Genomic DNA, 13872 nt, shown 5'->3' with positions numbered 1-13872 from the left:
TGGCAAACACCCTTGTAGGAGCGGCGTTGCAGGAGGCCGCGCAGGGCAAGTGCTGCGGGGATGCCCAAACCCAACCAGCTCAACGAATCCCAAACACCATCCCCGAGCAACGCGGCAAACAACCCTGCCGCGCTGAGCACTGCGATGACGGTCGGAATGGCAAACACTTTCCAGAAGTTCGACTGCCGGGGCTTCATGCCACGCTCTCCGCTTTTTCCGCCACGGGTTTTACAGTCTTGCGCCGCACCACCCACAGATAAACACCGCTGCCGAGCACGATGATGGTCAGCACATCCAGGGTCGCCCAGAGGATCTTCATCGGCATGCCTCCGTAGTCGCCGAAGTGCAGTGGCTGCGACATGCCCATGGCGTCCATGTACCACGGTCGTTCGGCCACGGCAGTGACTTGCAGGGTGCTGGCGTCGATCAGTACCGGCGTCAGCAGGTGCGAGGTCAGGTGCGTGCTGCCTTTCATGAACACTGCGTAATGGTGCTCGCTGGAGAATCGCGTGCCGGGAAAGGCGATGAAGTCCGGCTGCATGCCCGGCGCAACGTCCCTGGCGATGTCGAGCAGATGGGTGGCCGGCGCCCGTTGCGTCAGCGGTGGCGCATCGCGGTACGGCGCGACCATCGCGCTCAGGCTGTCGTTGCGCCAGGCGGCAATGATCAGGTCGGCGCAGGCACTGATCACGCCCGTCACGCCGACCACCAGGGCCCAGGTCAACGTCACCACGCCGATCAGGTTATGCAGGTCGAGCCAGCGCAGGCGCGTGGATTTGTCCTGGCGCACGGTGGCGAATTTCAAGCGGCGCATGAACGGCAAATACAACACCGTGCCGGAAACGATCGCCAACACGAACAGAATCCCCATGAACGCCAGCAGCAATTTGCCCGGCAAACCGGCGAACATGTCCACGTGCAGGCGCAGCATGGTCAGCATGAAGCCGCCGTTGGCCGATGGCGTCTCCAGCGCTTCGCCGGTACGGGCGTCGAGCATGAAGGTGTGGGACGAGTTCGGCTCGGTGCCCGCGGTCGCGGCCATGATGGTCAGCACGGTGTTGGGCTCATCATCTTCGAAGCCAAAATACTGCAGGACTTCGTAGGGGCGATGTTGCTCGGCGGCCTGCACCAACTGCTGCAAATTCAGGTGCGGAGTGTCCGCCGGCATTTCCTTCACTTCAGGCGCATCGCCCAACAAGTGGTCAATCTCGTGGTGAAAGATCAACGGCAGGCCGGTCAGTGCCAGCAGCAAGAGGAACACCGTACAAATCAGGCTGGTCCAGGTATGAACAGCGGACCAGCGGCGAATTGTTTTACTTTTCATTTCTTGGCCTTCAGAAAAACCAAAGCCGTCCACGAAGGACGGCCTGATCATTGGGCGTGTCAGCTCAACGCGTTACCACTTGTAGGTTGCACTGGCGACGACACTGCGCTGGTCGCCGTAGTAGCAGTAGAAGCTGTCGCAAGTCGAGATGTAGTCCTTGTCGAACAGGTTGGTTGCGTTAACGGCCAGCGAAGCGCCTTTGAGGCTGTTGTCCAGGCGACCGAGGTCGTAGTGAACCACCGCGTCGAACACCGTGTAAGCACCGGCTTTGCCCAGCCAGGTGTTGGCCTGATCGCCATAGGTATTGCCGGTATAGCGCGCGCCAGCGCCGATGCCGAAGCCATCCAGCACGCCGTTGTGCCAGGTGTAGTCGCCCCACACCGACGCTTGCTGGTTAGGCATCAGTTGCAGGCGATTGCCCTTGTAAATGCCTTCTTGCACTTCGGATTTGGCCAGAGTGTAGGCAGCGGTGATCTTGAGGTTTTCAGTCACGTCGGAAACGGCTTCCAGCTCCAGGCCTTTGACTTTCACTTCGCCGGTCTGGCTGGTGACTGTCACGTTGCCCACATTGTGGGTGACGGAAACGTTTTTCTGGGTCAGGTCATATACCGCCGCCGTCAGCAGGGTGTTACTGCCCGGTGGCTGGTACTTGATACCCAGTTCCCATTGCTTGCCTTCGGTCGGCTTGAACGACTCGGTCGGTGAGGCGACGGCATTGCTGGTCGGCTGGAACGACTCGGCGTAGGACAGGTATGGCACGAAGCCCGAGTCGAACACGTAGCTGATTGCCGCATTGCCGCTGAAGTTCTTGTCGCGCTCGGTGTTGGTGGCATCGCCTTTGTTGAAGAACGTGGTGCCGGTGTGGACCCAGTCTTCACGACCGCCGAGGGTCAGGCGCCATTGGTCGATGGCCATCTGGTCCTGGAGGTACAGGCCGGTCTGCTGGGTCTTCTGCTCGTAGTCGTAGAACGCCGTGGAGCGTGCCGGACGGGTGATCGGCAAACCATAGATCGGGTCGTTGACGTTGATGCCCGGCGCGGTGCCGAAGATCGAGAGGTAGTTGGTGGTGTTGCGCTGGTGGTCCAGGCCGATCAGCAAGGTGTGACTGACGTCGCCGGTGACGAAGTCGCCCTGGAAGTTGTTGTCCACGGCGAATTGGGTGATGTCTTCGTCGACATTGGTGGTGCCACGGCCGGTGTTGCCTTGATCGTCGACGACAAAGCCGAGGTTAGCAAAGTCAGGGTTGTAGCTGTTGACGGTCACGGCCTGGAACGACAGCTCCGACCTGGTGTAGCGCAGGTTCTGCCGGAACTGCCAGACATCGTTCAGGCGGTGTTCGAAGGCGTAACCCAGCGCGTAGTAGGTGCGGTCATAGAAGTCATAGTTCGGATCACCCAGGTTCTTGTGGTGGGAGATCTCGCCGAATGGCATGTCGATCTTGGTGCCCTGGATCGGATAGAACTGACTGGTGATACCGGTATCGTCACGGGTGAACTGCGTGAGCAGGGTGAACCTGGTGTCTTCGTCGATGTTCCAGGTCAGGCTCGGCGCAATGTTGTAGCGCTTGTCATCGATGTGGTCGATCGGAGTGCCGCCGTCGCGCAGCACGCCGCTGAGGCTGTACAGAAACTGGCCTTCGTCGTCGATCTTGCCGGTGCTGGCGAAGTTGATCTGGCGATGGTTGTCGCTGCCGTACTGCAGTTGGACTTCGCTGCTGGCTTCGGCGCTTGGGCGACGGCTGACCATGTCCAGCAGGCCGCCCGGCGGGGTCTGGCCATACACGGACGAGGCCGGGCCGCGCAGCAGCGCCAGGCGGTCGAGGTTCCAGGTTTCCTGTTTCGGGTTGGCGTACACACCTTTTGGCAGTGGTAGGCCGTCGAGGAATTGAGTCGGTTCGAAACCACGCACGCGCAACCAGTCGGAGCGGGTGTCGCTGCCGAAGCTGCTGGCGGTGATGCCTGGCAAGTAGCGCACGGCATCATCGAGGGTGTGCACGTTGCGGTCGTCCATCTGCTCACGAGTGACGACCGAAATCGAACGCGGTGCTTCGACCAGCGCGGTGTCGGTCTTGGTGCCGGCGGCGGTGCGCTTGGCCAGGTAGCCCTGTGCCGGGCCCCAGGCGCTTTCAGTGTCTTGCACACCGATCACGCTGGTTGCCGGCAGGTCCATCACGCCCTCGGGCACGGCCACCAGGCTGTAGGTGCCCGCACTGCTCAGCTCCAGTTGCAGTCCAGTGCCACGCAGGGCTTCGCGCAACGCGCCGGCTGCGTCGAACTGGCCTTTGACCGGCGCCGAGGTCTTGCCCGCCGCCAGGGATGGGTTCAACGACAGGGCCAACCCGGCCTGGCTGGCGATCTGGTTCAGGGTGCTGGCCAACGGTGCGGTTGGCAGGTTGTAGGTGCGGACGCTGGACACCTGTTCAGCGGCGACCAGTTGGCTGCCGGCCAAAGGGGTGCAAAGGGCAATGGCGACCGCCAGCAAACTGCGGCGCAACAGGGAGTCTAGCGAACGAGGCATACAGCGGCTCCTGAATGGAAATATTTCTCAATTGCCTGTGTGCCGAACGAAAATCAAAAAGTGATAGGGCTGGATGAAAATAATTTCGATTCAGAAGTCGGTTGCGGCTGGTATTGGGTCAAAACGGTTTTTGCGGGGAGTCGAACGCCGCCATCGCGAGCAAGCTCGCGATGACGGTTGATCAGACAAAAAGCTTTTCAGGGCTTGGTATCAGCCTTGGCCACGACCTTCACCCACCATTGCGTGTGCTGTTCGATCTGCACCGGCAGGGTCGGCAGCAGGGCATTGAGCGCCAGGTCGGTGTCGCGCAGCGGGAAGCTGCCGGTGATGCGCAGGTCGGCCACTTCCGGCGCGACGCCGACGTAACCGGTTCGATAGCGACCGATTTCATGCACCAGATCTTCCAGTCGCGTGTTGTCCACCACCAGCATGCCGCGGGTCCAGGCATCCGCGCCGAGGTTGACGGCCAGCACCGGACCCAGACCGTTGTTGCGGATCAGTACCTGCTGGCCTTCGTGCAGAATCTGTTCGGCCGGGTTGGACTCAGGGTGAACCGCCACCGCCGACTGCAACACACTCAGGCGCGTGCCTTGTTCTTCGCGCTTGACCAGAAACCGCGTACCCAGCGCGCGCATGCTGCCTTCACGGGTTTCGACGATGAACGGCCGCGGATCGCCATGGCCGGTTTCCACCAGGATTTCGCCCTCCTGAAGCACGATGCGCCGCTGCTTTTCATCGAAACGCACATCCAGCGCGCTGTGGGTATTGAGATTGATCAGCGTGCCGTCAGCCAGACGCAGGGTGCGCTGCTCGCCAACGGCGGTGCGCTGGTCGGCCAGCCAATAGTCGATCGGCAGGTAACGATCCCCGGCGAACAGGGCCAGGCCGATCACTGCAACGATACTGGCGACACTGTTGCCAAGCTTGCGCACTCGCCGGCGAATGCCTTCGCGTGATTGCAGCAAGGCAGTGCGGGCCGGGCCGCTGGCCACGCCGAAACGCTGGTCGAGCATGCCCAACTGGCGCCAGGCGCGGGCGTGCTCTTCGTGGGCCGCGTGCCACTTGGCGAACTCTTCGCGTTCTACCGGGTTGGCACAATCCATGGACAACTGCCAGGCAATCGCCGCGTCCAGCACGTTGGCCGATACCGGTTTGGAACTGAGCGGATTCACGTCGGCTCACCATATAGCGCGATGTAACACTGGCGAATGCCTTGGGCCAGGTACTGGCGCACCCGTGGCACCGACACCCCCAGGCGCTTGGCGATTTCTGCGTGGCCGAGGCCGTCGAGACGGTTGTAGAGGAACGCTGCCCGGGCCTTGCTGGAAAGCTTGCCGAGCAATCGGTCGATGTTTTTCAGGTCTTCGAGGATCATTTGCTGTTCTTGCGCCGACGGTTGTTCGGCTTCGGGAACCAGCATCAACTCGGTGAGGTAAGCCTGTTCCAGCGCGGCGCGGCGGAAATAATCGAACAGCAGGCCCTTGGCGATCGCCACCAGGAATGCCCGGGGTTCGCCCGGGACCTTCAGTTCCTCGCGGCCCAGCAAGCGCACGAACGTGTCCTGGCTCAGGTCCTCGGCCCGCTGCGGGCAGGCGACGTTGCGTCGAAGCCAGGCCAAAAGCCAACCGCGATGGTCGCGATATAACGCACCGACGAGCTCACTTTGAGGGCTTGGGACTGACGACACGCCGCACACCGATTGGGAAATATTAGCTAACGAGAATTGTTCGCGATTGTGTCAGAAGCGAGGGAGGTAAGCAATTGGCGTTGGTCGTGTGGGAATTTGGCGACAGCCTTTGTAGGAGCGAGCTTGCTCGCGATGAGCCAGAGAACAACGCGGGGTGTCAGATTGGACGCGTTATCGTTGACGACCATCGCGAGCAAGCTCGCTCCTACAGGGATGGTGTAAGGATCAGAAGGAAGGCGCCTGCTGCCGACGTTTCCACTGACTCAAGCGCTGTTGCAGATTCAACGGGCTATGAATCTGCTGCTGCCGCGCGCGGCTGAACAGAATCAGCGCCAGCTCAGCGGTGGCCAGGGCGTCGGCGCTGGCGTGGTGGCGCTCGAAGACTTCGAGCTTGAACCAATCGATCCAGTCGTCCAGCCCGGCCTCGCGAATGTGCGCCTGGGGGCATAGCAGCGGCGCAATGTCCGCCACGTCCAGAAACGGATGCTGCAACTTCAAGCCCAGATGATCTTTCAGCGCACGACCGAGCATGTGTTGGTCAAACGGCGCGTGGAAGGCCAGCACCGGACTGTCCCCGATGTACTCCATCAGGTCGAGCAGTGCTTCTGCCGGGTCGCTGCCTGCCGCAATGGCGCTGGGGCCAATGCCGTGGATCAGCACACTGGGGCCGAGTTTCACTTGCGGATATTGCAGGGTGCGTTCGAACTGCTGGCGAAAGTCGATGGCCCCGTCCTCGATCACCACCGCGCCGATGGACAACACCTGGTCCTTGTTCAGGTTCAAGCCGGTGGTTTCCAGATCGAGCACCACCCAGCGTTGCTCGCGCAGGCTGCACTCAGACAGGTCGGCAGCCGTCGGTAATTGGTCCAGCCGATGTTGCAGATGAGCTGGGAGGGTGGGACTCGCCGGGCGCAGCCATGAAAACAGGCTCATAACTGATACCGCAAGGTCAGGCTGCTTTGCAGGCGTTGTGCCTGGCGCAGGGACTCACGCAGGATGCGCCGGTCCAGATGATTGAGACTGTCGGGATCGACCCGATTTGAGTAAGGAAAATTCTCCCGGGTCTGTAGTTGATGTTGCTGCATGCGGGTTTGCTGGATGAAGTGATAGGCCTCTTCGTACGCGGCGCCGTCCAGGGGTTCGATGACCTCTTTGGCGACCAGCTGGCGAAAACGCTCCAGCGTGTTGTTCGCTTCGATACCGTGGGCGAGGGCCAGCAACCGGGCGCCGTCGACGAACGGTGCCAAGCCCTGAATCTTCAGGTCCAAGGTGGCCTTCTCGCCATTTTTGCGCGCCAGCACGAATTCGCGGAAACGCCCAACAGGCGGGCGATTACGCAGCGCATTCTCGGCCATCATGCGCTGGAACAAACGGTTGTCGCCGACCTGATCGAGAATGCCCCGACGCAACTGCTCACAGCCTTGCTCGCTGCCCCAGACCACGCGCAAATCGAAATAGATGCTCGAACCCAGCAGGTTCTCCGGGGTGGCCTCGCGGATAAACACTGCAAAGCGCCGCGCCCATTCGGCCCGGGACAGGCACAGCTCGGGGTTACCGGCCATGATATTGCCCTTGCACAAGGTGAAGCCGCACAGCGCCAGGCTCTGGTTGATCTGCTGGGCGATGGGCAACAACTTGCCGCGAATCTCGGCGGCATGGGCCGCATCCCTGGCTTCGAACAGAATGCCGTTGTCCTGATCGGTGTGCAGGGTCTGCTCGCGGCGGCCTTCACTGCCGAAACACAGCCAGCTGAATGGCACACCGGGGTCGCCTTTTCCGGCGAGGGTCAGTTCGATCACCCGGCACACGGTGTGGTCGTTGAGCAAGGTGATGATGTGGGTGATCTGCGTCGAAGACGCGCCGTGGGCCAGCATGCGCTCGACCAGTTGACCGATTTCGCCCTGTAGCGCCACCAGGTTTTCCACCTTGTGGGCATTGCGGATAGTGCGCGCCAGGTGCACCAGGTCGACCCGCTGCAGGGAAAACAGATCGCGCTCGGAAACCACGCCGCACAAGCGTCGGTCCTTGACCAGGCAGACATGGGCGATGTGCCGCTCGGTCATGGCAATCGCCGCATCGAATGCACTGTGATCCGGCGACAGGAAAAACGGTGCCCGGGTCATGTGCCCTTCGATGGCTTCGTTGAAATCACTGCTGCCGTTGGCTACGGTTTGACGCAGGTCGCGCAGGGTGAAAATCCCCAGTGGCGCCTTGAGTTCATCAACCACCACGATGCTGCCGACCTGTTGTTCGTGCATCAACGTCACGGCTTCGCGCAATGGCGTCTGTGGGGCGCATGTCACCGGGTGGCGCATGGCCAATTCGCCCAGTCGGGTATTGAGTGAATATTGGGTGCCGAGGGTTTCCACGGCTTTTTGCTGCACTTGCTGGTTGACCTGATCCAGCAGGCTGCTGACGCAGCGCAGGGCGAAGTTGCGGAAGGTGTCCGATAGCGAAAACAGGCGGATGAATGCCGGTTTGTTCAGTTGCAGGCAGAAGGTGTCCTCGCCGGCCAGGTGCTCGGTGCGGGTCGCCCGTTCACCCAGCAACGCCGCGAGAGGGAAACATTCGCCAGTGGTGATCTCGAAAACCGTTTCGGTGCCACCCTTGGCCGTGTGCGGACGCTCGCCCACGACCCGGCCTTGCTTGACGATATAGAAGTGCTCGACCGGGCCGTCGGCGGGTTTGATGATGCTCTCGCCGGGGGCGTAAAAACGCAGCTGACATTGCTCGACCAGATACGCCAGATGAGCGTGTTCCATCTGGTTGAAGGGCGGGAAGCGCTGAAGGAATTGCAACGTGCCCTGGATGTTCTGCAACACCGCGGTTTTCCCTGCCTGTGTGAAGGCGTCCGCTTTACTCATAACCATTACCGCAGTCTTTTTTGAATTGTTTTAGTCGGATGACCCGGACATGGTCGACCCCTGTGGCCGGGGTGCCCATTGGACGTAAGTCTAGGTAGGCGATCAGGGTGATGGAATGTCGGAAAAACCTTACGCAACTGTGAGAAAAACCTCTCTATTCTGCTATTGGAAAAATATCCGACGGGGTGCACATTGATGGTTCGCTGAGCGATGTCACACCGCTGTGTCAGGGAATTGTATTGAACATATAGGGAAAGCCATGTCCGACCACGACATTTTGAGTGACGCCGAGCGCGAAGCACTGAGCGCCGTCATGCTGGAACCTGACCTGCCGCAGCAACGGGTGCTGATCGTCGATGACGATGAAGACGCCCGGGAGCTGCTGTCAGAGATTCTGGCGATAGACAGCATTCACTGTGTAATGGCGTCCAGTGGCGAAGCGGCACTCAAGATCCTGCTGACCAAGGCAGAAATCAAAAAGCTCTCGATTGGTTTAATGATCACCGACCTGCGAATGGGCCACGTTGACGGGCTGGATCTGATCCGCCATGTACGCGAATCGGTAAGGGCGGCATTGCCGATCATCATTGTCTCGGGTGACGCCGACGTGAAGGATGCGATCGCCGCAATGCATTTGAGCGTGGTGGACTTTCTGCTCAAGCCGATTGACGCCAGTCATCTGCGGACACTGGTAAAACGCGAATTGGGCATTAAATAACTCAAGCCTGTAATTGTTAATTACAGGCTTGAGTTGTTTTTGTGAGCTAGGCTTGTAATTAAATTTATCTAATTGGTGTGCGAAAAAGCTACTCACACATAGCTTGTTTCTTCTTTCGATTATTCAGCTATCGTTCGGTTCTTGAAAGCCAATGTGGGCATCTATTTGATGTTGTACTTGGTTTAATGAAATCTGTCGTAGCACTATCCAGGTTGCCAGTTTGGCACTCCGCTTTTTAGTGGCTTGAGTATGCCGATGGTCGTCGTGTATTCAGTCTGCGGCTAGCTCCTGCGGATAAAATGCCGACAAAGGTCACTACTCTTCCTGGATTGTGTGGTTGTGTATCGCAATGAGGACGATATGATAAAGAGAATGGAGTTTCGCGATCTTGTACTTGTTATCGGTGTGACAGTCATGTGGGGCAGTAATTTTACGGTCATTGATATCAGTCTTGATGGTATCGATCCGTTCATATTGACAGCGTTGCGCTTTACTTTCTGTGCATTGCCACTGGTGTTCTTCATCCCGAAACCGAAAGGTGTCAGTACTTTTGTAACTATCGTCTACGGTTTGTTGTTTGGTATCGGAATGTGCTGGCTGATGAACTATGGCATGTTTCTTGGCGTCAGTGCCGGCGTGACATCTTTGCTCTTGCAATTCAGTGCTTTTTTCACTGTCATCTGGGGAGTACTGCTGTTTGGCGAGAAAATGACGGCAATACAAGTGGCCGGCATTCTCATGGCGTTGGTGGGGCTGATGTTCATTATTCATGTAACGCACGGTGATGCCGAAAGCTTTGGGCTTTTTCTGGTACTGCTCGGCGCACTGTTCTGGAGTCTTTGCAATGTGCTGGTCAAGAGAAGCAAAGTGGTTGATATATTTTCCTTTGTCGTTTGGTCGAGTCTGTATGCAACACCTCCTCTATATCTGATGACTTACTGGGTCAAGGGAGCAGCCCCTTTCCAGGCGTTGCTAACGGATATAACTACTCCGGTGCTGCTATCTGTCCTGTTCCAAGCCTATGTGGCGACGGTATTCGGGTATTGGGTGTGGAACCGAATGATTGAGAAGTATCCAGCGAGTCAGGTTGCACCGTTGTCAGTGATTGTTCCGATATCGGGGATCTTGACCTCGTGGTATGTACTCGACGAACCCATTGGCGGCGAAAAACTGTTTGCTCTCATCATCACGGTCCTTGGAATTGCCTTGTTCATGAATGCATCGAGAATTGGCCGCCACATCGCTGCAAACGCGTTGCGCTTCAGGAGATAGTTCTGCATTTGCGGGAAGCAGAAACAAAAATCCCCCGGTTTTCAACCGGGGGATTGCTGTGGATGGAGCTGGGTTACAACCCGTTCTTCGCCTTGAACTCGCGGCGACGACGGTGCAGGACCGGCTCGGTGTAGCCGTTCGGCTGTTTGGTGCCTTCGACCACCAGTTCGACGGCTGCCTGGAAGGCAATGTTGCTGTCGAAGTTCGGGGCCAGCGGACGGTACAGCGCGTCGCCGGCGTTCTGGCGGTCAACCACTGGCGCCATGCGCTTGAGGCTTTCCATGACCTGGTCTTCGGTGACGATGCCATGACGCAGCCAGTTGGCGATGTGCTGGCTGGAAATACGCAGCGTTGCACGGTCTTCCATCAGGCCGACGTCGTTGATGTCCGGCACTTTCGAACAGCCGACGCCCTGGTCGATCCAGCGCACCACATAACCGAGAATGCCCTGGCTGTTGTTGTCCAGTTCGTTCTTGATCTGCTCAAAGGTCCACTGCGGGTTTACCGCCAGCGGGATGGTCAGGATGTCGTCTACCGAGGCATGCGCACGTTTGGCCAGCTCGGCCTGACGGGCGAACACGTCAACCTTGTGGTAGTGCAGCGCGTGCAGGGCAGCAGCGGTCGGTGATGGTACCCAGGCGGTGTTGGCACCGGCCATCGGGTGAGCGATTTTCTGCTCGAGCATCGCCGCCATCAGGTCAGGCATGGCCCACATGCCTTTACCGATCTGCGCGCGACCTTGCAGGCCGGTGCTCAGACCGATATCGACGTTGGAGTTCTCGTAGGCGCCGATCCATTTTTCCGCCTTCATGTCCGCCTTGCGCACCATCGGGCCGGCTTCCATGGAGGTGTGGATTTCGTCGCCCGTGCGGTCGAGGAAACCGGTGTTGATGAACACCACGCGCTCGCTCGCCGCCTTGATGCAGGCCTTGAGGTTGATCGTGGTACGACGCTCCTCGTCCATGATCCCGACTTTGAGGGTGTTGCGTGGCAGGCCCAGCACGTCTTCGATGCGACCGAACAGCTCGTTGGTGAACGCTGCTTCTTCAGGGCCGTGCATCTTCGGCTTCACGATGTAGATCGAGCCGGTGCGGGTGTTTTTGCGCGAGGTGTTGCCGTTCAGGTTGTGCATCGATGCCAGGCAAGTCACCAAGCCATCGAGAATGCCTTCCGGCACTTCGTTACCGTCTTTGTCGAGGATTGCGTCGATGGTCATCAGGTGACCAACGTTACGCACGAACAACAGCGAGCGGCCGTGCAGGCTCAGATCACTGCCGTCGACAGCGGTGTAGGTGCGGTCGGCGTTCATGGTGCGGGTAAAGGTCTGACCGCCCTTGGCGACGTCTTCCGACAGATCGCCCTTCATCAGGCCGAGCCAGTTGCGGTAGATCACCACTTTGTCATCAGCGTCGACGGCGGCAACCGAGTCTTCGCAGTCCATGATGGTGGTCAGTGCGGCTTCCATCAGGATGTCTTTGACGCCGGCCGCGTCGGTCTGGCCGACCGGGGTGCTGGCGTCGACCTGGATTTCGAAATGCAGGCCGTTGTTTTTCAGCAGGATCGCGGTCGGTGCCGAAGCATCACCCTGGAAGCCGATCAGTTGCGCATCGTTGCGCAGGCCGGTGTTGCTGCCGCCTTTAAGGGCGACCACCAGTTTGCCGTCGACGATCTTGTAGCCGGTGGAGTCGACGTGGGAGCCGGCCGCCAAAGGCGCCGCTTCGTCGAGGAAGGCACGGGCGAAAGCGATGACCTTGTCACCGCGCACCTTGTTGTAGCCTTTGCCTTTTTCCGCGCCGTCGGCTTCGCTGATGGCATCGGTGCCGTAGAGCGCGTCGTACAGCGAGCCCCAGCGGGCGTTCGAGGCATTGAGCGCGAAGCGGGCATTCATGACCGGCACTACAAGCTGCGGACCGGCCATGCGGGCGATTTCTTCGTCGACGTTTTGCGTCGTTGCCTGGAAATCGGCCGCTTCTGGCAGCAGATAACCGATCTCTTGCAGGAAGGCTTTATAGGCCTTCGGGTCGTGCGGCTGGGCTGACCCAAGAGCTTGGCGGGATTGGTGCCAGCCATCGATACGAGCCTGGAAATCATCGCGTTTGGCGAGTAGGGCTTTGTTCTTCGGCGCCAGGTCATGGATGACCTTGTCGGCACCGGCCCAGAACTTATCGGCGGTGAGGCCGGTACCGGGAATGGCTTCGTTGTTCACGAAGTCGAACAGGACTTTGGCGACCTGCAGGCCACCGACTTGAACGTGTTCAGTCATTGCTTGCCTCACTCTGCTCAGCTATTTCGCTTTTCAGCTCTTCAATTTAACAATGAAGCCTTTGGCCATTTAAACCACAAACCCCTCTACCAGTACATGCCCATGACAGGCGGCTGGGTTGGGACCAATCAACGGCTTGGGGCCTTGCTGACAGGGCTTTCAGGGTTGCGAACGTGCCTGAGGCAGACATCGATCCAACGTTATGTAGTGCGCGCTGCGGCATACTACATGATGAATTGCGGTTGTGAAAATCAGACTAATTACGTCGATCTGCGACCCCATGACGCATTGCGGTCACGGCGCGGAGCAGGATGTTCTCAAAAAACCAGTAGATTGTTCCAGTTAAATATCGAAAGTTGTACACGATTTGTTGGGTCAGTCAGATCGGCGGTGCCTTTATTCGCGAGCAGGCTCCCACAATGGCCCGCGCAACCCTTGTGGGAGCGAGCCTGCTCGCGAAGGCGCCGGACCTGTCAGCACAGGTTCAACCCTTGCCTATACTTGGTTCTCTATAACAAAAGTCATGACCAGAGGGCTGCGCCATGGACCACCTCGTACTCACCGTATTCGCACCGGACAAGCCAGGGCAAGTCGAGCGCATTGCCCAATGCATCGCCGAACACGGCGGTAACTGGCTGGAAAGCCGCATGTCGCGCATGGCGGGACAATTCGCCGGGATTCTTCGAGTGGGTGTGCCGGCCGAGGCCTACGACGAATTGGTCGATGCCCTACAGGGCTTGTCCACCCAGGGCATTCGCGTGTTAATCGCCGAAAGCGGCATCGAACAATCCTGCACCTGGAAGCCGATCGCCATGGAACTGGTGGGCAATGATCGTCCGGGGATCGTGCGTGACATCACACGCTTGTTGAGCGAGCAGGGGGTGAACCTGGAGCGGCTGGTCACCGAAGTGCGCCCGGCACCGATGAGCAGCGAGCCGTTGTTCCATGCCGAAGCGATTCTTGCCGTCCCGCTGACGCTGTCGCTGGACGTACTGCAATCGCGCCTGGAAACCCTGGCTGACGACCTGATGGTCGAATTGGTGCTGCGCAGTGAACCCTGATGAGGTTATCCAAGTTAAACGTGCACCCGCCTGTGGATAACCTGTAGAGACACCCCGCCAGGCCACACCGGCCGGGGTTCTCCAGGATCTGATCAAAAAACCAGCAGTTTCAGCCACTTGCGCACAATCGGCGGGGATCACGCTGTGGATAACCTTGGGAAGGAAT

General features: G+C 59.0%; 10 protein-coding genes. 3 read left to right on the top strand and 7 right to left on the bottom strand.

Annotated elements, in window-relative coordinates:
• Nucleotides 1–193 precede the first annotated feature (193 nt).
• From AC1DKH_RS02325 to AC1DKH_RS02300, 6 genes are all read right to left on the bottom strand, one after another.
• Nucleotides 194–1324: a PepSY-associated TM helix domain-containing protein gene (locus AC1DKH_RS02325; protein WP_477797309.1), complete on the bottom strand. Its 1131-nt coding sequence runs from the start codon at nucleotides 1322–1324 to the stop codon at nucleotides 194–196.
• A 72-nt stretch (nucleotides 1325–1396) separates the two neighbouring features.
• Nucleotides 1397–3841 (bottom strand): TonB-dependent siderophore receptor, encoded by a 2445-nt coding sequence (locus AC1DKH_RS02320; protein WP_477797308.1) that lies wholly within the window; start codon nucleotides 3839–3841, stop codon nucleotides 1397–1399.
• A 197-nt stretch (nucleotides 3842–4038) separates the two neighbouring features.
• Complete coding sequence (locus tag AC1DKH_RS02315; protein WP_477797307.1) at nucleotides 4039–5013, bottom strand: FecR domain-containing protein; 975 nt, start codon at nucleotides 5011–5013, stop codon at nucleotides 4039–4041.
• Nucleotides 5010–5528 carry an RNA polymerase sigma factor gene (locus AC1DKH_RS02310; RefSeq protein WP_477797306.1) on the bottom strand — a complete coding sequence of 173 codons (519 nt, stop codon included), beginning with the start codon at nucleotides 5526–5528 and terminating at the stop codon, nucleotides 5010–5012. The genes AC1DKH_RS02315 and AC1DKH_RS02310 overlap by 4 nt, the downstream gene beginning before the upstream one ends.
• Before the next feature lie 225 nt (nucleotides 5529–5753).
• Entirely contained in the window at nucleotides 5754–6461 is a 708-nt protein-coding gene (locus AC1DKH_RS02305) for a 3'-5' exonuclease (protein WP_477753029.1), read from the bottom strand.
• Nucleotides 6458–8398, bottom strand: a complete 1941-nt coding sequence (locus AC1DKH_RS02300) for a putative nucleotidyltransferase substrate binding domain-containing protein (RefSeq protein WP_477797305.1) — start codon at nucleotides 8396–8398, stop codon at nucleotides 6458–6460. Before AC1DKH_RS02300 ends, AC1DKH_RS02305 begins: the two co-directional genes overlap by 4 nt.
• Nucleotides 8399–8651: 253 nt before the next feature.
• Between AC1DKH_RS02300 and AC1DKH_RS02295 the strand changes: the two genes are divergently transcribed.
• Together AC1DKH_RS02295 and AC1DKH_RS02290 are read left to right on the top strand one after the other, a co-directional pair.
• Nucleotides 8652–9110 carry a response regulator gene (locus AC1DKH_RS02295; RefSeq protein WP_477753027.1) on the top strand — a complete coding sequence of 153 codons (459 nt, stop codon included), beginning with the start codon at nucleotides 8652–8654 and terminating at the stop codon, nucleotides 9108–9110.
• A 372-nt stretch (nucleotides 9111–9482) separates the two neighbouring features.
• Nucleotides 9483–10382, top strand: a complete 900-nt coding sequence (locus AC1DKH_RS02290; RefSeq protein ID WP_477797304.1) for an EamA family transporter — start codon at nucleotides 9483–9485, stop codon at nucleotides 10380–10382.
• A gap of 73 nt (nucleotides 10383–10455) precedes the next feature.
• Here the strand turns inward: AC1DKH_RS02290 and AC1DKH_RS02285 are convergent, their stop codons facing one another.
• Entirely contained in the window at nucleotides 10456–12645 is a 2190-nt protein-coding gene (locus AC1DKH_RS02285) for a malate synthase G (RefSeq protein WP_477797303.1), read from the bottom strand.
• Between the two features lie 542 nt (nucleotides 12646–13187).
• On the opposite strand from AC1DKH_RS02285, the gene AC1DKH_RS02280 reads away from it, so the two are divergent.
• Nucleotides 13188–13706 (top strand): glycine cleavage system transcriptional repressor, encoded by a 519-nt coding sequence (locus AC1DKH_RS02280; RefSeq protein ID WP_223460390.1) that lies wholly within the window; start codon nucleotides 13188–13190, stop codon nucleotides 13704–13706.
• Nucleotides 13707–13872: the final 166 nt, after the last annotated feature.

Source organism: Pseudomonas sp. 05L36 (genome assembly GCF_056398125.1).
The sequence above is the reverse complement of the archived record's forward strand: the minus strand, read 5'-3'. Positions and strand labels throughout refer to the sequence as shown.